The 26078-nt window shown below is 51.7% G+C and carries 20 protein-coding genes; 14 read left to right on the top strand and 6 right to left on the bottom strand.

Annotation, left to right across the window (positions count from 1 at the left end; all coding sequences use genetic code 11):
- Window positions 1-52: 52 nt before the first annotated feature.
- The 4 genes from IPI86_RS19555 to IPI86_RS19540 form a co-directional block, all read right to left on the bottom strand.
- Window positions 53-2461, bottom strand: coding sequence for an ABC transporter permease (locus IPI86_RS19555; RefSeq protein WP_345299699.1), 2409 nt, complete (start codon window positions 2459-2461; stop codon window positions 53-55).
- A gap of 82 nt (window positions 2462-2543) precedes the next feature.
- Window positions 2544-3233 (bottom strand): ABC transporter ATP-binding protein, encoded by a 690-nt coding sequence (locus tag IPI86_RS19550; RefSeq protein WP_345299698.1) that lies wholly within the window; start codon window positions 3231-3233, stop codon window positions 2544-2546.
- Entirely contained in the window at window positions 3214-3951 is a 738-nt protein-coding gene (locus tag IPI86_RS19545) for an ABC transporter ATP-binding protein (protein ID WP_345299697.1), read from the bottom strand. The genes IPI86_RS19550 and IPI86_RS19545 overlap by 20 nt, the downstream gene beginning before the upstream one ends.
- Window positions 3952-4123: 172 nt before the next feature.
- Window positions 4124-5092, bottom strand: coding sequence for a D-glycerate dehydrogenase (locus tag IPI86_RS19540; RefSeq protein WP_345299696.1), 969 nt, complete (start codon window positions 5090-5092; stop codon window positions 4124-4126).
- Between the two features lie 21 nt (window positions 5093-5113).
- Between IPI86_RS19540 and IPI86_RS19535 the strand changes: the two genes are divergently transcribed.
- From IPI86_RS19535 to IPI86_RS19500, 8 genes are all read left to right on the top strand, one after another.
- The gene (locus IPI86_RS19535; RefSeq protein WP_345299695.1) at window positions 5114-5590 is read left to right on the top strand and encodes a PaaI family thioesterase; all 477 of its coding nucleotides are present in this window, start codon (window positions 5114-5116) and stop codon (window positions 5588-5590) included.
- Between the two features lie 5 nt (window positions 5591-5595).
- The gene (locus IPI86_RS19530) at window positions 5596-6198 is read left to right on the top strand and encodes a trimeric intracellular cation channel family protein (protein ID WP_345299694.1); all 603 of its coding nucleotides are present in this window, start codon (window positions 5596-5598) and stop codon (window positions 6196-6198) included.
- Between the two features lie 54 nt (window positions 6199-6252).
- Window positions 6253-6831: an RNA polymerase sigma factor gene (locus IPI86_RS19525; protein WP_345299693.1), complete on the top strand. Its 579-nt coding sequence runs from the start codon at window positions 6253-6255 to the stop codon at window positions 6829-6831.
- Entirely contained in the window at window positions 6828-8168 is a 1341-nt protein-coding gene (locus IPI86_RS19520) for a hypothetical protein (RefSeq protein WP_345299692.1), read from the top strand. Before IPI86_RS19525 ends, IPI86_RS19520 begins: the two co-directional genes overlap by 4 nt.
- A 44-nt stretch (window positions 8169-8212) precedes the next feature.
- A complete protein-coding gene (locus IPI86_RS19515) occupies window positions 8213-8941 on the top strand; it encodes an FAD binding domain-containing protein (RefSeq protein ID WP_345299691.1) in 729 nt (242 codons plus the stop codon).
- Between the two features lie 170 nt (window positions 8942-9111).
- Window positions 9112-10203 (top strand): DNA methyltransferase, encoded by a 1092-nt coding sequence (locus IPI86_RS19510; RefSeq protein WP_345299690.1) that lies wholly within the window; start codon window positions 9112-9114, stop codon window positions 10201-10203.
- 59 nt (window positions 10204-10262) lie between these two features.
- Window positions 10263-13175, top strand: a complete 2913-nt coding sequence (locus IPI86_RS19505) for an insulinase family protein (protein ID WP_345299689.1) — start codon at window positions 10263-10265, stop codon at window positions 13173-13175.
- A gap of 80 nt (window positions 13176-13255) precedes the next feature.
- Window positions 13256-16261: a molybdopterin cofactor-binding domain-containing protein gene (locus tag IPI86_RS19500; RefSeq protein ID WP_345299688.1), complete on the top strand. Its 3006-nt coding sequence runs from the start codon at window positions 13256-13258 to the stop codon at window positions 16259-16261.
- A 130-nt stretch (window positions 16262-16391) separates the two neighbouring features.
- On the opposite strand, the gene IPI86_RS19495 is transcribed toward IPI86_RS19500, so the two are convergent.
- Window positions 16392-16580, bottom strand: a complete 189-nt coding sequence (locus tag IPI86_RS19495) for a hypothetical protein (RefSeq protein WP_345299687.1) — start codon at window positions 16578-16580, stop codon at window positions 16392-16394.
- Between IPI86_RS19495 and IPI86_RS19490 the strand changes: the two genes are divergently transcribed.
- The 5 genes from IPI86_RS19490 (at window position 16573) to IPI86_RS19470 (ending at window position 23857) form a co-directional block, all read left to right on the top strand.
- A complete protein-coding gene (locus IPI86_RS19490) occupies window positions 16573-18798 on the top strand; it encodes an HD domain-containing phosphohydrolase (RefSeq protein ID WP_345299686.1) in 2226 nt (741 codons plus the stop codon). The two genes, IPI86_RS19495 and IPI86_RS19490, sit on opposite strands and share 8 nt — an antisense overlap.
- 45 nt (window positions 18799-18843) lie before the next feature.
- Window positions 18844-20514 carry an HD domain-containing phosphohydrolase gene (locus IPI86_RS19485; RefSeq protein WP_345299685.1) on the top strand — a complete coding sequence of 557 codons (1671 nt, stop codon included), beginning with the start codon at window positions 18844-18846 and terminating at the stop codon, window positions 20512-20514.
- Window positions 20515-20560: 46 nt separating this feature from the next.
- Window positions 20561-21904 (top strand): DHHA2 domain-containing protein, encoded by a 1344-nt coding sequence (locus IPI86_RS19480; protein WP_345299684.1) that lies wholly within the window; start codon window positions 20561-20563, stop codon window positions 21902-21904.
- Window position 21905: 1 nt separating this feature from the next.
- Window positions 21906-22712 carry an XdhC family protein gene (locus IPI86_RS19475; RefSeq protein WP_345299683.1) on the top strand — a complete coding sequence of 269 codons (807 nt, stop codon included), beginning with the start codon at window positions 21906-21908 and terminating at the stop codon, window positions 22710-22712.
- A gap of 113 nt (window positions 22713-22825) precedes the next feature.
- Window positions 22826-23857, top strand: coding sequence for an SPFH domain-containing protein (locus tag IPI86_RS19470; RefSeq protein ID WP_345299682.1), 1032 nt, complete (start codon window positions 22826-22828; stop codon window positions 23855-23857).
- A gap of 68 nt (window positions 23858-23925) precedes the next feature.
- Here the strand turns inward: IPI86_RS19470 and IPI86_RS19465 are convergent, their stop codons facing one another.
- Window positions 23926-25467, bottom strand: a complete 1542-nt coding sequence (locus tag IPI86_RS19465; RefSeq protein WP_345299681.1) for an NAD(P)H-hydrate dehydratase — start codon at window positions 25465-25467, stop codon at window positions 23926-23928.
- Window positions 25468-25701: 234 nt separating this feature from the next.
- On the opposite strand from IPI86_RS19465, the gene IPI86_RS19460 reads away from it, so the two are divergent.
- Window positions 25702-26070: a hypothetical protein gene (locus tag IPI86_RS19460; RefSeq protein ID WP_345299680.1), complete on the top strand. Its 369-nt coding sequence runs from the start codon at window positions 25702-25704 to the stop codon at window positions 26068-26070.
- Window positions 26071-26078 lie beyond the last annotated feature (8 nt).

Genomic DNA, 26078 nt, shown 5'->3' with positions numbered 1-26078 from the left:
TATACCATATTTGGACACATGACCGTCATTTTGCAGGCAGTGGTCATGTACATTATTCGTAGGCAAGCACTTCGCGAACTGTTAAGCGAGAAGCGGTGCGTGCCGGTATGAAACTGGCCAGAATACTCAAAAGGATGACGATAACCAACCACAGCCAAAGCCCCGGAAGTGAATAAGAGTAGGTCAATGGCACACCCATCACCGCCTGCCCAAGAGCCTGATTTAATCCCCTGCTCATGGGAATGGCTACCGCTGCGCCCATTGCCCAACTCATCAAGCCAATGATAATTCCTTCGAGGACAAAAACAGACGCCACACTGCGATTTGGCGCCCCAATGGCACGCAACACACCGATCTCGCGGGTGCGCTCCAGGACATTGATACTCATCGTTCCCATCAGACCCAACCCGCCGACCAGAGCCAGCAGAATGGCCATCAACAGCAAAAGGGCAACAATTGCATCAAATGAGGCTTCGGCATCGCGGCGCTCCGTGTTGATGGTGGTTGCCAGACCTATCTCGATACCGACAAGGTTAAAACGCTCCTCAAGTGTACGGGTTACGGCATCTACATAAACAGAGTCATGTTGTTGTGTGGCAATCATCACCGCGTCTGCTTCGCCGGTACGGTTGGTAATCTTCGTAATGTAATCATAATTGACATACACGATCGGAAGAAAGGCCATACCCTTGAATGTCCCTACAATCTTGAACACGTGTTCATCACCGTCGATCTTCAGCACAATGTCGCCGCCGAGTTCAAGTTCTGGTTCGTCGATCAGGAGTGCGGAAGGAACGACCACCGCATTCTCATCACCCGGAGCAAGCCATCTACCCTCTGCAAGGGAAGGTGAGACGATCAAACTATCGGGACGAACCGTGGGGGCAAACATGTAGATCATACCGCTTTCACTTTCATCCCTGCGAACGAGCCGCGTTGGGAGCTGGATCCACACATCGGTCTTGGTCACACCGGGAATGCTTTCCGCTTCACTTTGGACTTTATCGGCACGATAACTGCGATCCAAAGCAAACATCGTATCGCAGTTGAACCACTTGATCATATCCTCGACGGTGCTGGATAATGAGGCACGGACGTTGAACACACTGATAAAGGTTGCAGACCCCAGCGTGAGCGTAATCAGAGTTAACGTCAGCCTGCCCTTGTTGCGGAAGGTGTTCCGCACCGAAAGCAGGATCGAGCGGATGGATAGCTTCCGAACGAACCATAAATTTGCGCCGGAAAGAAAATGATCGATCCAATTTTTACCGAAGCGCCCCTTACCCATGGTGTAACTGCTCATCGCCTCCGCCGCGCTGATTCGCAGGTTGGAGAGGAACGGCACAAGGGAAGCGAGGACCGGCAGGATCAACCCAACAGCGGCTTGAATCAAATAAGTTTGAGGCGGCACATCCATCGAGTAAAGATCGAAGTTAAAGAACACCGCCAGGACAGAACTGAGTTTACGTGCACCATACATCCCAAACGGGATGGCGATCATTAACGCCATGACACCGTAAGAAAATACCATCACCAGATACATCCCCAGGATTTGAAGCGTGCCACCGCCAACAGCTTTCATCACACCAATCTGCCGTTTTTGCTGGGTAAGCAAAGCAGAGACGGTATTGACCACAAGGAAGATGCTCAGGAACAACGACAGCACACCGAGCAACCCCATCAACAGAAGGATTCCCTGCAGGACATCGTTCATCGGGAGTTGCCCCGGCTCCGCCGTCATACTCAATGGGATGGTGTAACCCGAATTTTCAGCCTTGTCCTTGACGCGATTGACCACCTGCTGTGCCCAATCTTTATCTTCAGGATGGTTTGCAATCACATGCAGTTCGTTAAAACCATAAGATTCGCCAAACCATTCTAACGTATCAAAGGTGATGTAACCGTAAGGTGTACCGTCAATTTGCGCGGGGAGTTGAGCAGGATCATATGCCAACCCCGCAATTCGAATCCTGCGCTCGACATCGCTCGGAAACCTGATCAGAATCATATCGCCAACCTGTGCTTCGATGACAGAGAGCGCTGCGCGCTCGATCAGAATCTCGTGCTCGGGTGGGGGCCAAGCCCCACTCTGTAAGGTGACCTTGTTCACACGGATATCCTCATAATCAGCAAACACAAAGATGGTGAGGTTCTTCCACTCGCCCGATTTTGTCTGCATGCGAACAGAGATACTCCTGCGCGCGTCCGCCTCTTGCACATCATCCATCTTGCGCACAGACTCAATGAAATCCTCATCGAACAGTTCGATCGTGCGTACGGTTCCGCTGGATGGGTAGATGGTCGCAAAACTCTCCGCCAGCCCATCAGACAGAATTGTACGCGCGCTAAGAATAATCCCCAATGCAAAAAGTCCAACAGACATGGACAGCACAATCAAAAGCGTGCGCGTCTTGTTGCCGAACAAATCGTTGATAACCTTGTACCAGCGCGCCCTTAACATGGATGTTCTCCTTCAGTAAAACGGAGGTCATGATTTTAAGGTGATCATCACCATCCAAACGTTTTCATGTTGAAAGCATAACCTACATGACAATTTCACCATCTGACAGGGTAATCACCCTTGAGCCGAATTTGGCAATGTCCTTGTCATGCGTAACGAGAAAAACGGTTCCACCTTCCTGAACCAATCCCGTGAAAATATCAATGACCGCAATTGCTGTTGCAGAATCAAGGCTGCCGGTGGGTTCATCTGCAACAAGGATGGCGGGGTTGTTAGCCATGGCACGGGCAATTGCCAGCCGTTGTTGCTGTCCACCTGATAATGCAGTCGGGAGCTTCCTTGCATGATCGGCAATCCCCACCTGTTCGAGTAAATGGTATGCACGCTTGCGCTGCTCCCAGCGGGAATAACGCCGGGCAAAATCCATCGGCAACATCACGTTTTGCAAGACGGTCAAAGTTGGCAGGAGTTCAAACGTTTGAAAGATCACGCCCATTGTCCCGCCCCGAAGCCTTGCGGCTTTTTCAGGGCCAAATCTATGTAACGGCTCACCATTGACCCAGATCTCACCTGAGGTGGATCGGTCCAGCCCTGTGAGCATATTAACCAGAGTTGTCTTGCCGCTTCCTGATTTTCCCGTAACCACCAAAAATTCACCCTGAAAGACCTGCAGATCAATGCCATTCAATGCGATAACAGAACCGGCAAGGCTCTCATACACCTTAACCACGGAGCGCAACTCGATCAATGGTTTAGCGATTGACGAATTCATCTTGAATCCTCCCATCTACCAGGCGGATCGTGCGTTGAGCGCGGACGGCAAGTTCGTTATCGTGCGTGACCATGAGAATGGCCTTGCCGGTGCCTGCGAGATTTTCAAAAAGTTGGAATACCATCTCCGTGGATTTTGAATCAAGATTGCCCGTTGGCTCATCGGCAGTAAGCAGGACGGGATCGTTTGCCAATGCACGCGCGATCGCCACACATTGTTGCTGCCCGCCGGAAAGCGAGCCCGGCAGACGGTGGGCATACTCTGCCATGCCGACCAGTTCAAGCAATTGCATGGCCCGTTCCGGGCGTTCAAGCCGGGGATAGTGTCTTCCGTAATCCATGGCCAGCAGGATGTTTTCCACAGCGGTCAATGTGGGCAAAAGTTGAAAGAATTGGAAGATGACGCCGACAGAACGACCTCGCCAGATGGCAATCTGCTCCTCGTTCAATGTATGTACCGGGGTGTGGTCAACAATGACTTCGCCCGAACTGGGTCTGTCAATTCCAGTAATGACATTGATCAGTGTGGATTTACCGCTGCCCGATTTCCCAATGATCGAGACAAAAGCGCCCGACTCGACACTTAAGTCAACGCCTTTGAGCGCGGTAAAAGTCCCAGCAGAGCTATAGTAGGTTTTGACGACCTCCCGCAGACGGACCAGATTATTGTCAGGAGGGTTGACCGGAGTATTTTTTGGATGCAAATCAACTTCCAGCATGATGTTTTCCTAACTGGTTCCCGACATAAAACTCGCCCGAATGACCACCCACAGCGGTATTGCCTGTACCGGGAACATTTTTATCTGCATACTTTATTTACGAAGAAGCATCATTAAAAGTTGAAACAAGTCGACGCAGGCGGGAATATGCCTAAAAGATACGGCGTCGGTCTTACCCGTAAACCTGCGGGTTTACACAATGGGGTAGGCGTTCGCCTTTCAGCCCGGCGATCAGGTTTTGCGCGGCAAGGAGCGACATCATATCACGAGTCTTTTTGCTTGCGCTTCCAAGGTGCGGCACAATGATGCAGTTCTCCAATTCCAAAAGCGGACAATCCATCGGCAGCGGCTCGGGGTCGGTGACATCCAGCGCGGCGGCGAAAATACGGTTGGCTTTCAGCGCGTCGTACAAGGCATTTTGATCGAGCACACCACCACGCGCGGTGTTGACCAGAATCGCACTCGGCTTCATCTTCGCCAAAAACTTGGCATTGACCAGATGCCGCGTTTCAGCCTTGAGCGGCACATTGATCGAAACAAAATCAGATTCATGCAAAAGCGTATCCAGGTCAACGGGTTGGGCGCCGTAGGCAGGCTCTGCATTTGGGCTGTGGTAGATGACCCGCAAATCGAATCCCTGCGCGCGCTTGGCAATCGCCTGACCGATCCTGCCAAAACCGACAATTCCCAAAGTAGCGCCGACCAAATCCGCGCCGAGCAACAGACTCGGTTGCCAAGTTACCCATTTGCCAGCGCGGAGGAATCTCTCGGCCTCCGTGATTCTCCTCGCAGCCGCAAGCATCAATGCAAAGGCTTGATCGGCAGTGGCATCGGTGAGTACACCAGGTGTATTGCCCACAGGAATTCCACGTACAGTGGCGGCAGGCACATCAATATGATCCACACCGACCGACATACTGCTGATCACTTTCAATTGCGGACCTGCTGCATCCATCAGTTCGCCGTCTATTTTTTCAGTGAGCAGGCAGAGCAAGCCATCCACACCGCGCACGCGTTCGAGCAACTGCTCACGTGAAGGCGGCATGTCTTGAGTCCATGCGGAGGGGAGAAAATGTTCCTTGACCAGATTCAGGCCAAGGTCAGGAATGAGACGGGTGATGAAAATTTTAGGCTGGGTCATACGCCAGAGTATAATCCGCGCATGTCAAAAATAAAACAACCGAATTCACGTCATTGCTTCATTTGCGGATTGGAAAATCCAATTGGCCTGCATTTGCACATTTACGAAATTGAGCCAGGCGTTATCGAAACGCAGTACATCGCGCCCGACCATTTTCAAGGCTACCCCGGTGTGCTGCACGGCGGCATTGTCGCAGCATTGATCGACGAAGTTTCAGGGCGTGCTCAAATGGGCAGCGATCCAGAAAATCCGCGCTTTATGTTTACAGGCAAGTTGGAAGTGAAGTATCGCAAGAATGTGCCGATCAATAAATTATTGAAGATCGTCGGCAAGGCGGGCAAAAGCAAACGCAACATCGCGGAAGCCTGGGCGGGAATTTACGATGCCGAGACAAACGAACTACTCGCTGAAGGTTCAACGGTATCCATCGATGTTCCGAAAGATCAATTCGATGTTTCAAGACTCGATGAACTGGGCTGGAAAGTTTATCCCGATTAATCCTTGTGGAAAATATTCTGATCATTCTCACGTATGTGGCGGTGGGCGCTTCGGCCATCTCTGGCGCATTGGAAGCGCGCAAGCATGAAATGGACATCGTAGGTGCAACCACCATCGCATTCGTCACGGCCTTTGGCGGCGGAACGATTCGTGATCTATTACTGGGACGCACACCCGTTTTTTGGGTGATCGACCCGTGGCTGACCGTGGTCACATTTTTCGTTGGGGCAATCGCTTTTTACCGCCTCGACCGAATCTCAAACCGATTGCTCATCATTGCCGATGCGATTGGGCTTGGGCTGTTCAGCATTCTCGGTGCAATCTATACCTTACAACTTGAACTTTCCCCGATTGTGGCTGTGCTAATGGGTGTGGTCACTGGCATGTTCGGCGGTGTACTGCGCGACTTGCTTTGCAATCGCATCCCTAATGTGTTTCGTCAAAGCACCGAGCTATACGCCACTTGTTCCTTTGTGGGCACAAGCGTTTTCATTTTACTCAGGTCGTTCACTATCGAATCGTTTCCCGCGGCTGTGATCGGCGCGGCGATCATCTTCAGCATGCGCCTCGCGGCGGTACGCTTCAAAATGACTCTCCCCGCGCCATAAAATTCCCTGTTACTTTTTCAACGCCTCCTGCAACATATATGCAACAGGAGGTCCATGACCACAACCATGACAACTCATCCACACAGCCCGCCTGCCGATGAAGTTGATCTTGCCCGTCAGGCCCGTACAGACGCGGAAGCCTTCGGAGAACTGTATCGCCGCCATGTAACGCGCGTCTATCGCTATCACATGGCGCATACGGGCAATGTCAAAGACGCGGAAGATCTCACCTCGCAAACCTTCATGGCTGCGCTGGAAGGCATCGGCTCGTTTCGCGGAGCAGGTTCCTTCGCGGCGTGGGTTTTGGGAATCGCAGCCCGAAAGAAGGCGATGTTCTTCCGAAGGATCAAGCCCGAGGTCCAGATTGAAGCGGCGGATCAGATTCCAAGCCCAAATCTGCTGACCGATCAATTAGCGAATCAGCGCCTCAGGCTTGATTCCATCACCCGCGCCCTGAAACAGATCAGCCCCGAACGGGCGGATGCCATCGCCTTATGTTTTTTCAGCGAGCTGACTTATGCCGAGGTTGGCGTTGTACTCAACAAGAGCGAATCCGCCGCAAAAATGCTTGTCACCCGCGGACTGCAAGACCTGCGTAAGCGAACCTCACTCGCCTTCGAGGTGGAACCATGAACGATAAAAATTCCCTGAACGCTGAAGAACGCGCACTGGCAGAAATGCTCACAGCAACCGCTGCACAAGTGGAAGTCCGCGCTTCGTTTCAAAATGAATTGGAGAAAAAACTCATGAACACGCATAAACCCAAAACAGGGTTTGGTTTATTTTCATTCGGCAAAACTGCTTCCATATTGGGTTCGGCGCTTGGGTTGGCCGTATTGGCATTGATATTTATCTGGGCGATTCGCGCAATCGCCCCCAAACCTCAGCCCGCCATGGAAAATCTTCCCGCCCCCGCGTGCCCTGTCACCACACCGAATGGAAGCACCCCGCCCGGTGAAACTATGGCCGACGAAGGTTACCTTGGGAATGGCAAAATATGGACCAGCCTCTGGCCTGAAGGAAAGATCATTATGTATTCCTACAATCGCAACGCCGATGGCTCGCTTAGCATGAAATGGCTCTGGTGGCGTGGTGTCAGCGGACCATTAAGCATCGAAGGCCGCCGACTGGACGCGGAAGCGGAACCCTTACGTTCATTCATCTCTTCGGGATATGGAGATACTGATTTTCAAGTCTCAGAACTGATCTTTCCCACTACGGGCTGCTGGGAAGTCACAGGTCATGTCGGCGATGCTTCGCTCACATTCGTTACCGAAGTTGTATTTGAAGAGGCAACACCCACGCCCGCCCCAACAATCACAGCAGAAAGCACACTCATCCCGCCCACGGCAACATTTGAAGTTTTACCGACCGCTCCGTCCACCTTATTCAGGGATGACTTCGAAGGTCCGCTGAATGACAACTGGCAATGGACACATGAAAACAGCGAGCAATGGAAACTGACCGACAACGGCTGGCTCGAGATCATGGTCAGTTATGGCATCATCAACAACAGCAATATGGATAACCTGCTTTTACGTCAGGCTCCCACAGGCAACTTTGAATTGGAAACCCGATTGAAATTCTCACCAACAGAAGCATCTCAAATGGCGGGCTTGCTTATTTACGAGAACAATTCAAACTATGCTGAATTTGTGCATGGAGTATGCCTGACATCTTCGTGCATTGGTGACGAATTCCATTTCGATCAAATGACCCGCGGCAGTTTCATTGAGGAAAATTTCGCGACCACGGCCTTCAACACAGACACCGTCTATCTTCGATTGCGTTTTGAAGGAGATACCTTCACGGCCTACGCCAGCGAAAATGGGATGGAGTGGAAACTGATCGGCACACATCCCAAAAAAATACAGCCGCTATTCATCGGCCTTTTTGCAGGCGGATCATTCAACCGCTCCGCGCTTATCCCCGCCCAATTTGATTACTTCGCTGTCAACGCACTGCCTTAACACTCATCCCTTGCAATGTATAATAGGGCCATCAAGGAGATGCAATGATCACTACCTATCACAGACCCTCGACTTTAGACGAAGCCCTCGCGCTTCTCTCTCAACCGAACACCGTCCCTCTTGGAGGAGGTACGCTTCTTTCCCAGCCGACAACTGATCCTGTTTCCGTTGTGGATCTCCAGCGCCTCGGCCTGGATTCGCTGCGTGTCAACGGCAATGAACTGCAAATCGGCGCAACTTGCACCCTGCAGGCCCTGCTCGAAGCCGCAGAATGCCCCGAAGCTCTGCAAACCGCGATTAAACTCGAAGCGCCGATCAATATCCGCAATTCGGCAACAGTTGCAGGGACGTTGGTTTCGAGTGATGGGCGGTCCACTTTTGCAACGGCATTACTGTCACTCGACGCGAAGATCACTGTGGTCAGTGGTCAATCATCGGTTGTCAGCGTTGGCGAATATATCTTGACTCATCCACGCGGACTGATCACCGCAATTACCATCCCCACCAATACCAAATTTGCATTTGAATTCGTTTCAAAGACCCCCGCCGATAAACCGCTGATCTGCGCCGCAGTGACCCAATGGAATTCAGGCCGCACACGTCTCGCCCTTGGCGGTTATGGCACAAGCCCCATGCTCGCCATGGATGGCACCGAAGCTGACGGCCTCGACACCGCCGCCCGCAACGCTTATCACGAAGCCAACGACGAATGGGCTTCGGCAGAATACCGCATGGATGTCGCTGCGACATTGGCGAAGCGGTGTTTGGAATAATAAAAACCATTCGACATCTCAAAAAGACAGTCACTTTAAAAGTGACTGTCTTTTTTTCTTATTTCGGGATGAAAGTTTTTCAAAATCACAAGATAAATTTGTCGGAATACTCAAATTCACCCAGCCGCCGCAATCAGCACGAAGATATTGTCGGCATGCAGTGAAAAGCGATGACAGGTATAATTTACGTTGTGCCGTCCCTCCCTCTCAACCAGATCTTGCAGGGCAACTGCATCGAGATTCTCAATTCACTCCCAGAGAACTCGGTGGACTTGATATTTGCCGACCCCCCTTACAACCTCCAACTTCAGCATGACCTGTATCGCCCCAACCTCAGCAAAGTGGATGCGGTCAACAACAAGTGGGACAAGTTTTCAAGTTTCTCCGCTTACGATGCGTTCACATCCGAGTGGCTACACGCTGCACGCAGGGTACTCAAGGAAAATGGGACCATCTGGGTCATCGGTTCGTATCACAATATTTACCGTGTCGGCGCGATCATGCAGAATCTTGGTTTCTGGATCCTCAACGATGTGATCTGGCTCAAATCGAACCCGATGCCGAATTTCCGCGGCGTGCGTTTTACCAATGCGCACGAGACCATGATCTGGGCGCAAAAGAAAAAGGGCGCAAAATACACCTTCAACCACAAGGCGATGAAAGCCCTGAACGAAGACCTGCAAATGCGCAGTGACTGGTCTATTCCGCTGGCGACGGGAAAAGAACGCATCAAATCGAACGGGACGAAGGCTCATCCAACCCAAAAACCAGAGGGTCTGCTCTATCGGGTTTTGCTTTCAAGCACAGACGTGGGCGATGTAGTCCTCGATCCGTTTTTCGGGAGCGGCACAACAGGCGCGGTGGCCAAAAAACTGGGACGCAATTTCATCGGCATTGAACGCGACAAAAAATATATCAAAGTTGCACAGAAACGCATTGACGCGGTGACGAAGTCATCTACCGAAGCGCTGACTCTGCCCGATAAACGGAATCAGGTGCGGGTCCCGTTTGGTACGCTGCTTGAGGCGGGATTCCTGTCACCGGGGCAGAAACTGTTCTTTAAGGATGACCCCTCCATTCGCGCCGTCATCCTATCGAATGGGCATTTGAAATATCAAGAACAGATCGGCTCGATCCACGCGCTGGCAAAAGCGCTGGCTGATGGGCCCGTCAACGGGTGGGACATGTGGCTGTACAAGGAAAGTGGAAAATTGAAAGTGATCGATGAGTTGCGAGAAAAAGTTAGAAAGTTGAAAAATTAGAAAGTTGGAAGGCTTCAACGTGTAAACCTTTCAACCTGTAAACTACCACAGGAGAAATAATGTCTAAAGCTTTTACCCTTATCAAGGAAGAACAAGTTTCCGAATTAAATTCCACCGCAAAGCTGTACGTGCACAAGCGCACGGGCGCGCGATTGCTTTCCATCATCAACGATGACGAGAACAAGGTTTTCGGCATCAACTTCCGCACCACGCCAAAAGATTCAACGGGTGTGGCGCACATTCTCGAGCATTCGGTGTTGGGTGGCTCCGAAAAATACCCCGTGAAGGAACCCTTCGTGGAATTGCTCAAGGGTTCGCTGGCAACTTACATCAACGCAAATACATTTCCAGACAAAACCTGCTACCCGATCGCCAGCCCAAACTTGCAGGATTTCTACAACCTGATCGACGTATACATGGATGCGGTGTTGCATCCGCTCATCACTGAGCAAACATTGATGCAGGAAGGCTGGCACTTCGAGATCAATGACCCAGCAGAGCCGCTCACCTACAAGGGTGTGGTCTTCAATGAAATGAAAGGCGCGTACTCTTCACCCGAAGGCGTGCTTGAAACCCGCATCATCGAATCGCTTTTCCCGAAGCATATCTACAGCGTCGATTCAGGCGGTGACCCGCGCAACATCCCCGACCTGACTTACGCAGATTTCAAAGCCTTCTGGGAAAATTATTATCACCCGTCCAACTCGTTCATTTTCTTTTACGGAAATGATGACCCCGACGCTCGTTTGAAATTGATGGAAGGTTACCTCAAATCTTACAAGCGCAAAAAAGTTAAGTCGACCGTGAAGCCTGCCAAGCCATTCAAACGTGCCAAGAAAGTGGAATACAGCTATGACGCAGGCAGCGACACCGACATCGAATCCAAGAATTATCTCGTGGTCAACTGGGCTCTGCCTGAAACCACCGATCCGATTCTGAATTTCAGCCTGCGCATTCTCGGCAGCATTTTGATCGGCACACCTGCTTCTCCGCTCAAAAAGGCCCTACTCGATTCAGGCCTCGGCGAAGATCTCGCGGGGCTTGGCCTCGAAACCGAATTGCGTCATCTCATCTTCTCCACAGGCCTCAAAGGCACACGCGCCCGCCATGCAAAGAAAATCGAGAGATTGATTATCGACACCCTCGAAGCGCTCGTGCGTGACGGCATTGACCCAGACATGATCACTGCATCGGTTAACACCGCCGAATTCCGCCTGCGTGAAAACAACACAGGCTCGTTCCCGCGCGGCATTGCGCTCATGCGCCGCGTGCTCACCACCTGGATCCACGACGACGAAGACCCGTTCAAATTGCTTGGCTTCGAAGCCACCCTCAACGAGATCAAAGCGCGACTCGCCGCCGACCCGCGTTATTTCGAAAGGCTGATTAAGACTCACCTGCTGGAAAATCCGCACCGCACGACGCTGCGACTCAAACCCGACCCCGAGCTTGCTCGCCGTCTCGAAGAAGAAGAGTCAGCGCGATTGACAAAGATCCGCGAGTCGTTGGATGGCAAGCAGATCGCTGAAATGGTGAAAAATACGAAGAATCTCAAACTCATGCAGGAGACACCTAATGCGCCCGAAGCGGTCGCTACCCTGCCTGTGTTGAAATTGAAAGACCTCGAAAAAGAAAATAAATCCATTCCCATTGAAGTCACGCAATTGCAGGATACACAAGTGCTGTATCACGACCTGTTCACCAACGGCATTGTCTATCTCGATCTCGGATTCGATTTACACGCCATGCCGCAGGAATACCTGCCGTTGACCGAGATCTTCGCCCGTGCCCTGCTCGAAATGGGAACGGAAACCGAGGATTACGTCAAACTCTCGCAGCGCATCGGAAAAAGCACAGGCGGAATCTATGGCGACTCGCTCAGCACCACAGCCTACGGGTCGAAAGAGAACGTCAGCAAGTTGTTCATCCGCGGCAAGGCCACGATGAACCAGTCCACCGAGATGTTGAACATCCTGAAAGACATCCTTCTTACGACAAAATTCGACAACCGCGAACGCCTCAAGCAGATCGTGCTGGAGGAAAAATCAGGCGTGGAATCGGGGCTGGTCCCTGGCGGGCACATCTTCGCCAATCGCCGCGTGCGCGCACAATTCGGCGGCTCGGGCTGGGTCAATGACCAGATGAGCGGCATCGGCTACCTCTTTGCCCTGCGCGAACTCGCCAAAGACATCGACAAGAAATGGCCGTCGGTTTTGAAGAAGCTCGAAACCATGCGCGATGCGCTCATCAACAACAGGTCACTCATTTGCAACGTCACTCTCGATGCGGCAAATTGGGCCGCCTTCAAACCGCGCCTTGAGAATTTCATCTTCGCCCTGCCCGATAAGGAGGTGACTCTCAAACCGTTCGATATCAAAGCCAGCCCTGAAAAGGAAGGCCTCACCATCCCCGCGCAGGTTAACTACGTGGGCAAGGCCGCCAATCTCTACGACCTCGGCTACGAATTCGATGGCTCTGCCGATGTGATCACAGGCTATTTGCGCATGGCCTATCTTTGGGAAAAGATCCGCGTGTTGGGCGGCGCCTATGGCGGATTCTGCGTCTTTGACGAAAACTCTGGCGTATTTTCCTTCCTCTCTTATCGCGACCCCAACCTCGACACCACCCTCGAAAATTACGACAACGCGGCTGGGTACTTGAAGAATCTCGACCCGAACCTCTTCAACGACAACGAACTCACCAAGGCCATCATCGCTGCCATTGGCGACCTCGACACCTATCAATTGCCCGACGCCAAAGGCTACACTTCCATGATGCGCCACCTGACGGGCAAAACCGATGCCATGCTCCAGAAGAAGCGTGACGAGATCCTCTCCACTAACGGCGAAGACTTCATCTCATTCGGCGAGGTACTGGAAAAAGCCGCCAAATCTGAAGCGGTCGCAGTGATCGGGTCACAGGCCGCCATCGAAGGCTCAAAAGCTGGCTTGAAGGTTACAAAGGTTTTGTAAAAATTTTCAACCACAGATAAACACGGATAAAGTTGGATGCTTAAAAAATCTTTTTATCTGCGGTGAATCAAGGAGTTCACATGAACATCACACTCAAGGTCAACGGAATTGAGCACGCCATTGATACCGCTCCAGCCACAACCCTGCTTGCCGCGTTGCGCGGGCTGGGTTATCACGGGGTCAAATTCGGCGATGAAGGCGGCCTTTCAGGTTCAGACACGGTTTTGCTGAACGGCAAACCAGTCAACGCGGGCGCGCTCCTGGCCGCACAAGCCGAAGGCCACGACATTGCCACCATCGAAGCACTTGGTGAACATCCCGAGCAAGGCTGGAAGATCACCGATGGTTTGCATCCGTTGCAGAAGGCTTTTGTTGAAACAGGCGCGATTCAATGCGGATATTGCACGCCCGCACAGATCCTTGCCGCAAAGGCGTTACTTGAAAAGAATCCAAATCCGAGTGAGGCGGAAGTACGCGAGGCCATTTCGGGTGTGTTGTGTCGCTGCACGGGTTATCTCAAACCTGTGCAAGCCGTGTTGAAAGCCGCTGCGGAAATCAGGGGCGATACGCCGCTGGATTGGAATTCCATCAACTGGGATTTCGGAACGCCCAAAGATGACTCTCCTCAAAGTGACGCCCCCGCCTCAAACCTGACGGGTGTGCAGGTTCGGCCAAAAGTAGTGGTCACACCCGAAAGCCAGACCTGGCAAACGGTCGGCAAGCCTGAGATCAAAGTGGATGCCGTCAAACTGGTGCAGGGCAAACCCGCCTTCACCGCCGATTTCGAAAAACGCGGGTTGCTCCACGCAAAAGTTTTACACTCGCCGCATGCACATGCCCTGATCAAAAATATTGACGCCAGCAAAGCCCTTGCGCTCGAAGGCGTCGCCGCTGTGTTGACTTGGAAAGATTTACCGCGTGTGGTCTATTCCACAGCGGGGCAATCGGACCCGATCCCTGGACCGCTGGATGCGTTTTCACTCGATAAAAAGGTCCGCTTTGTTGGCGACCGCGTGGCGTTCGTCGCGGCTGAAACTGAGGAACTCGCGGAAAAAGCTCTTTCGTTGATCGAGGTCGAGTACGAGGTGCTGACTCCAATCCTTGATTCGAGACAGGCCATGGGGAGTCCGATCCGCATTCATGACGAGCCAGAGTATGTCAACTTCGCGGATTCCAATCCAGAGAAAAATCTCGCGGCGCACATCCGCATTGATATCGGCGATGTTGAAAAAGGCTTTGCCGAAGCCGATGAAATTTTCGAGGCCGAATATGAAGTACCGAAGGTACAGCAGGCGCATATTGAGCCGCATGTCTGTGTGACTTATTGGGACGAGGATGACCGACTGGTGATCCGCACCTCCACACAGGTTCCGTTCCATGTGCGCAGAATGATGGCACCTGTGCTGGGACTGCCCGTCAAGCGCATTCGCGTCATCAAGCCGCGCATCGGCGGCGGATTCGGCGGCAAACAGGAAGTGCTGATGGAAGACGTAGCCGCGCATTTGACCATTGCCACAAAACGACCTGTCATTTACGAATACACCCGTGAAGAGGAATTTATCGCGGCGCGTTCGCGTCATCCGATGCGTGTGCGCATGAAGACAGGCGTAAAGAAAGATGGAACCATCACCGCCAACTCGATGTATGCACTTTCCGACACAGGCGCATACGGCTGTCATGCGTTGACCGTGACAGGCAATACAGGCCACAAGGCGATGGCCTTGTACGTTGGCGATGGAGAATATCGCAAGGCGCCCAACATCCGTTTTTATGCGGATGTGGTTTACACCAACACGCCACCCGCTGGCGCATTCCGTGGATACGGTGTGCCGCAAGGCTACTGGCCGCTTGACCGTCACATGGAAAAAATATCGCGTGCCATGGGTTTCGACCCGATCGATTTCCGTTTGAAGAATGCCATTCACTCTGGTGAGTACCATCCGTTTTCAACCGCATGGAATGAAGGCCGCGAACCAAGGCCCGAAATCATTCACACTGTCGGCCTCGAACAATGTGTAGCTCAAGGCCGCGCTGCGATCAATTGGGATGATAAGTTTGGAAATGAGGAATGGCGTGCTGGACGATGGACCGAAGATGGTAGACCGTCCACCGTCCGTCGTCCTTCGTCCGTCCGCAAAGGAATCGGCGTTGCGATGGTGATGCAAGGCACAGCCATTCCATACCTCGATATGGGCGGTGCCTCCATCAAAATGAACGACGACGGATCATTCAACCTGCTGGTTGGTGCAACGGATCTGGGCACTGGCTCTGATACGGTGCTGGCACAAATGGCTGCCGAAGTGTTGGGCGTGCCCGTTGAAGATATGATCTGCTATTCATCCGATACCGATTTCACACCGTTCGACAAAGGCGCGTATGCTTCTTCCACCACGTACATTTCAGGTACGGCGGCAGTCAACGCGGCCAAGATCGTGGCAGAAAGAGTCAGGGTCCGCGCGGCAATGATGCTAAAGTTGGATAAACACGAAGATATCAAACTGGAAAATCGCCAAGCCATTGCCCCCGATGGTCGTTCGGTTTCAATGGCTGAAATTGCTCTGGATTCACTGCACAAGAATTACCAGGAACAGATCATGGGTGTGGCAAGTTACGTCTCGCCCGTTTCGCCCCCTCCGTTTGCGGCTCAATTCGCCGAAGTGACCGTCGATTCTGAAACGGGTCAGGTCACCGTGGACAGGCTCGTAATGGCTGTTGATTCTGGCGTCATCGTCAATCCGCTCACGGCCTCAGGGCAAATTGAAGGCGGCATGACGCAGGCCCTCGGTTACGCGGTCTGCGAAGAAATGCGCTATGACGATAAAGGCAACGCCATCGAACGCGATTTTGACCGCTATCACCTCTTCCGCGCGAATGAAATGCCCGAACTGGAAACCATCTTTGTCGAAACCTTCGAGCCGAGTCATCCCTTTGGCGTGAAAGCCGTTGCAGAGATTCCCATGGATGGCGTAGCCCCTGCTGTCGGCAATGCCATTCTCGATGCCATCGGCGCAAACGTGGACGATAACCCAGTCACACCTGAGAAAGTCTGGAAGGCGCTCAAGAGTTTGTCAACAGGAATTAAATAATAAATAAAAAGGATGCGAGCTTCAAGTCGAAATCGCATCCTTTTTATTTATCAGGTCGTATATTCGAAACCCTCACATCGTTACCGTCGTGGAGTTGGTAAAATATCTTTACAGTAAAGCACATAAGGGATTATTGGAGAACATCCACGTTGAAAATCGTGAGAGATTTTTTCCTGTCGCCAATCTTCAAAAGCAATAAGAACAAAATGAAGATGAATATATGGGGGGCAATTGCACTCGCCTGTATTCTGGCATCCTGCTCTGTTACACCAATAACAACAAATCCACCAATCACCAGCATTCGTGTCGCAATGGACAACAATTATCCACCCTACGCGTTTGAAGATGAAAACGGGGTCATGCAGGGAATTCTCGTGGATCAGTGGACGCTTTGGGAGAAACATACCGGCGTCAAAGTGGAGATCGATGGGATGCACTGGGAGGAAGCGCTTGAACGTACAAAAAACGGAGAGTTTGATGTAATTGATACGATCTTCTACACAGAGGAACGCGCAGAGAGTTTTGATTTCACGGAACCCTACGCTGAAATCACGGTACGGGCTTATTTTCCAGCAACCCTCTCGGGGATCGCAAATGTGGGCAATCTAAACGGTTTTCAGGTTGCCGTAAAAGCAGGAGACGCCAATGCTGAATATTTGCTGGCGCAGGGTGTAACAAACCTGGTGTATTACAACAGTTACGAAGAGATCGTACAGGCCGCCTCAAGAAAAGACGAGGCTATCTTCGTAATGGATGAACCGCCCGCGATCTATTTTCTGCAACGATACGGCATTCTAAATGATTTCAGCTATTCCGAGCCATTGTACGGCGGTGAATTTCATCGTGCAGTCCGAAAAGGCAACACAGAAATCCTTGCGCTTGTAAATGAAGGATTCTCTTCCATTAGCGCGGTGGAAAATCAAACGATCAATTACCGCTGGTTCGGGAGACAATATTTAAAAACTCTGGACAGGGTCATTTTTTACCTCGGCATGGGTGTGTTGGCTACCTTGGTGATCATTTCCTTGCTCGCCTTTTTCAACAGATCGCTGCGGATCAGGGTTGATACTCGCACAAAGGAGTTACAAGAGGCGCTGTTAAACCTGGGCATCTCAGAAGCGCGGTTCCGCGAATCGATCGAATACATGCCCATCCCCATCAGCATCGCTGATAATCACGGCAATATTCTTACAGTCAATGAAAAATTTACTGAGCAATATGGATACAGCATTGCAGACATGCCCACTGTCTCCGCATGGATGACGATTGCATATCCCAACCCCGAGTATCGTGAAATGGTCATTGCGCAATGGGCAATGGATGTGTCCAGCGCGGTGCAAAACAAAACCGCCACCCCGTTGCGCGAATACAACATAACGGACAAAAACGGCCACCTGCACGTTGCCGAGATTATCATGCATCCAGTAAAGCAATTATGGGTCGCGTCCTTCGTTGAGATCACCGAGCACAAGAATGCCGAAAGAATCATACAGGAAAGTGAGAAACGGTATCGGACTCTCTTTGAGGATTCCCCCATCCCCCTTTTGGAGGAAGATTTCTCTGCAGTTAAAATCTATATCGATCAACTCAGAGCCTCCGGGATACAAGATTTCAGAAGCTACTTCAAGGCACATCCAGACGAGACAGTAAAATGCACGAATATGGTTCGCGTCGTGGATGCAAATGCAGCCGCGGCCAAATGGTACGGGAGCACCACCATAGAGACAATAAAAGTTGAGATCAGTCAATTGGTGGATCCGAATGGATACAACAGTTTTATTGAGGAAGTGCTGTTTCTCATTGAGGGGAACGATCACTACAAACTTGCCGTCTCGCGCCACACCCAGGAAGGCGCTCCAATACACTTGATCATCACAGGCTCAATAGCTCCAGGGCACGAGGATTCATGGAGCAGGGTATTGATATCCATATTGGACATCACGGAAAGCAAACAGGCAGGGGAAAACCTTGCAGAAGCCTACAATACCACTCTTGAGGGCTGGGCAAAGGCTTTGGAACTACGAGACAAGGAAACAGAGGGTCATTCGCGGCGTGTAACAGAAACAACATTGATTATTGCACGCGCCGTCGGCATCAAGGAAGAGGAATTAATGGATGTCCGTCGCGGCACTATCCTGCACGACATAGGCAAGATGGCGATCCCTGATGAGATACTGAGAAAACAGGGTCCCCTCACTGAGGCGGAACGGGAAATTGTCAACCAACATCCGCAAGTTGCATATGACCTCCTGGCCAAAATTCCCTACCTAAAGAAGGCACTTGAAATCCCCTATTGTCATCACGAAAAATGGGATGGGACCGGCTATCCGCGTGGATTGAAAGGGGAGGAAATCCCCCTCACAGCCCGCATCTTTACCATAGCTGACGTTTGGGATGCCGTAACCAACGACCGCCCATACCGAAAAGCATGGGATAGAAAAACAGCTGCCGATTATCTACGCGAAGAAACGGGAAAACATTTCGATCCTCAAATTGTACATATATTTATCGAACTTCTGAACAGAGGCGAAATATAAAATATCCCCAGAAAATTCACCGGGTTGATACAATAAGACAACCTCATGGCCCGCACTGAAATTCCACACCTAATTCCCTATCTTGCATCTCTGCTCGTCTCTATCAGTGTCCTTATTTATGCCCTGACGAGACGCCAGGCACGGGGAGCGCTTGCATTTTTGTGGTACGTCATTGGTCAGGCGCTTTGCCTGACAGGATTCATTCTCGAGCTCGTCGCAAGAGACATCTCGACCAAGATTTTCTGGGACGGCTTTCAGTGGATCGCGGGATTCTTTATTCTGGTTTCCCTGCCTGTATTTATCGTCCAATACACTGAATACAAGATCAAATATCCCCGTCTGCTATTTGGCTTGTCGTTCATCGTCCCCATCGTATTCTCGATCATCCTATTCTCAGATGAAAGCCTGCACTGGGTCTACAAAAACCCATATCTCATCACCAGTTCTTTTTTTCCGGAACTAGCCTATGAATTCACGCCGGTTGTATACGGGTATGCATTCTATGCCTATTTAATCTCAATTTGGGGTCTCTACGTATTAATCCAACGCATCATTCAGCCCCACAGCCTGTATCGAACCCAGGCAATATTGATCCTGCTGGGATTTGCCATTCCCATCATCGGCACTATGCTGACGCTATTCGACATCCGCATCACGCCGCAACGGGATGCAAATCCATTCACGTCTGCGATCGGCAATCTCTTCATCGCATGGGGCTTGTTCCAATTCCGTATATTCAATGTCACCCCCATTGCACGTGACACAGTTTTCGAAGCCATGGTCGAACCTGTCGTCATCCTTAATAATCAAAACGATATTGTAGACATCAATCTCTCAATGCTGGCCCTGCTCGGAAAAACAGCCAACGATGTGATCGGTGAACCTGCAAAGAAAGTGTTCGCAGATTTTCCAATTCCCATCAAGCAATACATGCAGACATCCTACGCGCGCGCTGAAGCCACTTTCGACCTGGGCGGTGTGCATGTCTATTACGAGTTGACAGTCTGGCCTCTTTACAACTCAAACAAGGAAATGACAGGCCGCATCTACATCTCGCACGACATCACCGCGCAAAAAGAACTCGAACGTGAGCTTCGTAAACTCAACGCAGAGTTGGAAGACCGTGTCCGCGCCCGCACCTGGGAGCTTGCGGATGCTTACGATACAACCCTTGAAGGCTGGGCACGCGCGCTGGAATTAAGAGACAAGGAAACCGAAGGTCACTCCCGCCGCGTGACCGACATGACCTTGAAGCTGGCTGTGGCAATGGGCATCGCAGGCGAAGAACTCGAGCACATTCGGCGCGGAGCCATCCTGCATGACATCGGAAAAATGGCAATTCCAGATGAAATCTTGCATAAGCCTGGTAAATTGACAGATAATGAGCGAGAAACGATCAAGAAACATCCAGATATTGCCTATCGGCTCTTGTCGCCGATCCCATTTCTAAAAAAGGCGTTGGAAATCCCCTACTCTCACCATGAAAAATGGGATGGAAGCGGCTACCCGCAGGGACTAAAAGGCGAGAACATCCCCATCGCCGCCCGCATCTTCGCCGTAGCCGACGTCTGGGATGCCATCCGTTCAGACCGCCCTTACAATAAGGCCTGGCAACGCGAAGAAGCCGTTAAGTACTTCGTGGAACAATCTGGCCAGCACTTCGACCCACGTGTGGTCAATGTATTTTTAAAACTAATCGAACAAGGCGAGATATAATTCGCCAGACGCTTTACAAAATAACTTAATTCATTGGAAAAGAAAAATGCCTGATCAAATTTATGTCGTAGGACATGTCAACCCCGATACCGATTCCATTGCCTCTGCAATGGGATACGCCTGGCTTCTGCGCGAACGCGATGGATCGAATACCATCGCCGCACGGGCAGGCGCATTGAACGCGCAAACCTCCTGGGTACTGAAAACAGTGGGGCTCGAAGCTCCCGTACTGCTGACCGACGCATCCCCCCGTTTTGAATCCGTCATGCGCAGGCTCGATACCATTCGTCCGGATTCGCAGCTCGGCGCCGCATGGACACTCGCCAGCAAGACAGGTGGCGTCGCGCCGGTCGTGAACGAAGATGGCAAGCCGTTTGGCATCATCAACGGGATGAGCCTCTTCAAATACTTCAGTGACACCCTCGGCCCACGCCCGGGCGATACAACTGTCCGCGAAATGATGGCCGCACAGTGCAAAGGCGCGGCAGATACCTCAGTTCCGAAATATGCGTCGAATGCGCACATCCGCGATTCGCTCAACAAGATCCTGCGGGACGAATTCAACGACTATTGGGTCGTGGATGAACATGGCGTTTATGTGGGTATTGCCAATCAGCGCGAAGTACTCAACCCGCCGCGCCTGAAGATCATTCTCGTTGATCACAATGAACCGCGTCAGGCAATCGCTGCGCTCGAAGAAGCCGAACTGCTTGAGATCCTCGATCACCATCGCCTTGGCAACCCTTATACTCACCAGCCGATCCGCTTCACAGTAGATACAGTGGGATCGACATCCACGCTGGTTACAGAGTTGACTACCGAAGCGGGCCTCTCGATGCCCCCGGCCTTGGCAGGCACGCTTCTCGCTGGACTGGTGTCTGATACGCTCATCCTGACATCTCCTACGACCACACAGCGCGACAAGGTGGCAGCGGAACGATTATCCCGCTGGGCCTTCGTCGGCGGAAGTCCGCTCAAGGGCCAGACGATCGAGACTTACGGAAATGCCGTGCTCAGCGCCGGCGCAGGCCTCTCGAACCGTGACCCGAAAGATGTAGTCAGTACAGATATCAAACCCTTCGAGGGCGGCGGATTCAAATTTGCTGTGGCCCAGGCTGAAGTGACAGATATTCTTCAGCTCACTGAACACATCGAGCCTCTGCAAAATGCCTTGAATGACCTGCGCGATAAACGTGGGCTGCACTTTGCCATGCTGCTCGTCACCGATGTAGTACGCGGCACCAGCCGCCTGCTCATTTCAGCCAATGCCCCTGCTATTTTAGAAGACCTCCCCTACCCGCCGTTGACAGATGGTACACGTGATGCGCAAGGCGTGGTCTCAAGAAAGAAGCAGCTGCTTCCAGCCGTATTGGGTCTGTTGGAAAAATAAAATGACCCCTTCCATTTATCAAGCTTTACACGATCTGGAAAAGAATAACGGCTCTGCCGCGCTATGCACCGTGGTCAAGAGCGAAGGTTCCACGCCGAGGCATGTGGGGAGCAAAATGCTGGTGTATCCCGATGGGAAATTCATAGGCACAGTCGGCGGCGGAGAACTGGAAAATCGCGTCATCCGCGCCGCCATGCAAGCTCTACAGGACGGAAAAGCGCAATCACTGGAATATTCAATGGCCGACCCGTCGCGCGGTGACCCCGGCGTATGCGGCGGACAGGTGGAGGTATTTGTGGAACCCATTTTTCCAGCTCCAACCTTGGTCGTGATCGGCGCAGGACATGTCGGAAAGGCTGTGGTACATCTTGCCAAGTGGCTGGGATTCCGCGTGGCAGTTTGCGACGACCGTGTGGAATTTTGCAATCCAGAGACTACGCCCGGGGCGGATGAATATTACCCGATCGAGATGGGCAAGCTCGTCGAAAAACTCGAAGTGACGAAACAAACCTATTTGGTCGTAACCAGCCGAGGGTCCAGTGTGGACGCGGTGGGGCTGCCGAGTCTGCTTGAAACTGATTCGGCGTACGTCGGTGTCATCGGGTCAAAAAGAAGGTGGGCGACCACAGTCAAGGCATTGAAGGAAAAAGGTGTGAGCGATGCATTGATCGAAAAAGTACGCTCCCCGATGGGACTGGAACTGCAAGCCGAAACGCCCGAGGAGATCGCAGTGAGCATCATGGCCGAAGTGCTGATGGTGCGAGACAAGGGCAGCGGCAAACCCATGGCTGCTCCCAAGGAGCTTTGAGACTTTTAAAGCAATCTCACGTATAAAAATAAGACAAACGGTTCTTGTACCCAAAAGTCGGTTAGACTATAATTTGACCATTGATTCAGAATGTAATCAAAAAGGAGAGATACATGGCTAGAATTTTTGATGTTATTGAATATCCCAATGAGATGAGCAATGAGATCGTTCATCGTTTCCCGGAGGAGGGTATTGGTGATTTTCGGATCGGCTCTCAAGTAATCGTTCGGGAAAGCCAGAGTGCGGTGTTTTTCCGTGACGGCAATGCTCTGGACGTGTTCAAACCGGGTCGCCACACCATCGCAACGGCCAATGTTCCGCTGCTGATTGATTATATTGGCAAGGCCTTTAATGACCGCACACCGTTTCCTGCAGAAGTGTATTTCGTCTCGCGCAAGGAGTTTGCCAACGAAAAATGGGGCACACCCCAAGCGATCCCGGTTCAGACTCCCGGCGTGGGTTTGGGATGGTTCTTTTTCCAGGGATTTGGAACGTTCTCCTTTCAGGTGAAAGATCCTCAACAATTCGTGACCCAGATTGTTGGGGCGGCTGGCTCATACCGCACGTCTGAGATCGAGGAACGCTTGAGGACGATGCTGGTTTCCAAGTTGAGTGATGTACTCGGCGAGACTCCCAACATTGGAAGCAAATTGAGCGGCCTGGTCGAGGAAATCGGCGCGGCGGTTCGAGCAAAGGCGAAGGATGACTTTGAAGCGCTCGGGCTTACACTCAAGACATTCTATGTCGGCAGCCTCAAGCCAAGCCAGAAATCTGCTCAGGAACTGCGCGATGCAGGTTATCTCGATGTAGCCACCTACTCGCAATTGCAGGCGGCGGATGCAATGCGCGAAGCTGCAAACAATCAGAGCGGCGGCGCTGGCCTGACGGCTGGCATCGGCGCTGGAATGGGCATCGGCAATTTGATGGGACAGGCGCTTCAAGGCGGCATGCAGAACACCGGAGCAGGTGCTTCTGGCGGTGCAAAGATGGCCGATATCATGACCCCTGCCGAAGCCGCTCAAGTGATGAAAGTCACCGAGGATGACATCCTCGAGGCGATCAAGGACGGCAGCTTGAAGGCAAAGAAAGTCGGCAAGGCTTTCCGCATCAGCAAGGACAACCTTGAAGCGTTCATGAACAGCTAGTCTGTAACAAGTTTTGTAAAAGAGGCTTTCCAAATGGAAAGCCTCTTTTTATTGCAGCCAATCAAAAGTCATTCCAATTCAGCGATGACATCTGCAACCATATCCAGAACATCACTCGCCAAAACGGATGCGGTTGTACCGAACGCGTCAGCGGCAAGCAAACCCGCGCGGGCATGGATGTACGCTCCCGCAATCGCGGCATCATATGCAGAAAGTCCCTGAGCGCGGAGGCCAACGATAAGCCCGGCCAGCACATCGCCCGTCCCAGCGCGTGCAAGAGCGGGTGTGGCAACGGGGATGATCGTTCGATGCCCATCTGGGGAAGCGACGATTGTAAATGCACCTTTCAAAACGACCACATGTCCCCACATCTTGGCATAACTGACTGCAACCTCTTCACGGTTGCCTTGGATTTTTTCCGTCGAAAGCCCGGTCAATGCCGACATTTCGCCGGGGTGCGGTGTGAGCACGGCAACATCGAATAATTTTTTATGCCAGTCTTTTAGGTGTGCAATATGTCTTAATCCATCCGCGTCGATGACGGCTGGCAAATTTATCGAAGGGAGAACGCCTTCAATAAATTTCTCCGTCGAAGCGGAACTTCCCAGACCGGGGCCAATTAGAATCGCAGTGGCACGCTTCAGGTTTTCCAGCAGGAGTTCATGCGCTCTTTCTGAAATAAATCCATTTTCGTGTGGAAGCAGTACCCATGTGGCTTCAAGCAAATGACCTGCGAGCGCGGCATGCAACGGTTCGGGCACTGCCAAGGTCACAAGACCTGTGCCGATTCGATAGGCGGCTGTCCCAGCCAGCAGGGCAGCGCCTGTGTACGAGGTGGAACCAGCTACAACGAAAGCCGTACCAAATGTCCCTTTGTGTGAAGCGGGTGTTCGTTCAGGCAGCAACGCCGCAACGAAGTCATCATCAGCAACATCAACTTTCACTTCATTCCACGACCTCAGATCATCAGGCAAACCAATTTCCACAACCTGCAGTTCGCCAACAAATTCGAACGCAGGCAGTTTCAATAATCCTTGTTTGACGGCCGCCATCGTGATCGTGAGGTCGGCGGGAATGGTTTCATCGGCGGCCTCACCTGAATCACAATCAATGCCCGACGGACAGTCCACCGCAACGACGAATGGCGGAAGTTCCATTTCAGCCATGAAATTTTTTGCACTTTCGAGGACAAGCGCCGCCTCTTTCTTAAGCGGAAGTTTGATCCCGGTCCCAAGCAGCCCATCCAAAAGGACATCGGACTCATTAAGAAATTCCACCAGCGATTGCGAATCCCCCGAGTCGGTCACTTCCCCGCCCACGGAAAGATAAGTCATCACCAGGTCATCATCGCCTGCTTCGCGTTTAACAAGATGTGCATGCGTAGTCCAGCCAGCTTGCGCCAGCCATGTAAGCGCGACAAGAGCATCACCACCATTGTTGCCCGGACCCACCAAAGCTGTGATCCTGTCCCAGCCATTTTCCTGCCCCACCCCATGGACAAGTTCCGCAAGGCCGCGGCCTGCATTCTGCATCAATTGAGCATACGAGACTCCATTGGCATCGGCTTCCTTTTCAATGGCACGCATTTGATTAACGGTGACAAGTTTCATACAACCTCCAGAACTGCCTGTTGAAACAGTGATAATTTTCATTATATAATGATTCGCATTCTTCCTTCGCCATCCAGTAAATCTTTAAAGACCATTCTATCCATGCCGGATTGGGATTAGAATAATAAGTGTTAATCATCAATACGACACGATAAATAAGACCTGCAAGGTCGAAGAAGATTGTTTCGGCAGAACATTTGCAAACCACACATGGCGCAATCAACGAGGTCTTTTATGGAATGGCAAATGTCCTACGATGAAGCCGAACACATTATCTTTATTGAGACCAGCGGAGTTCTCGATATCGATTCAGCAACAATAATGCGTAACGAAGGATCCGTGCTTATCAAGAAGCATCACTGCATGCGCTGTCTGCTTGACCACAGCAACCTGAGTGGAGATGCCCTCGCCACACTGGATATTTACAATCTTCCCAAACGATATGCCGAACTTGGAATTCCCCATCAATTCAGGATGGCGCTGGTGGTCCCGGAAAGGTTCGCAACAAACTTGAAATTTTACGAAACTGTTTGTCGAAATAATGGCTATCAAGCCTCAGTATTTTTCGACAGACCCAGCGCACTTGCCTGGTTAAAGACATAGATACAAAC

This window comes from Candidatus Villigracilis affinis (assembly GCF_016705895.1).
Classification (GTDB): Bacteria; Chloroflexota; Anaerolineae; order Anaerolineales; family Villigracilaceae; genus Villigracilis; species Villigracilis affinis.
This window is presented reverse-complemented; position numbering and strand designations above follow the sequence as displayed.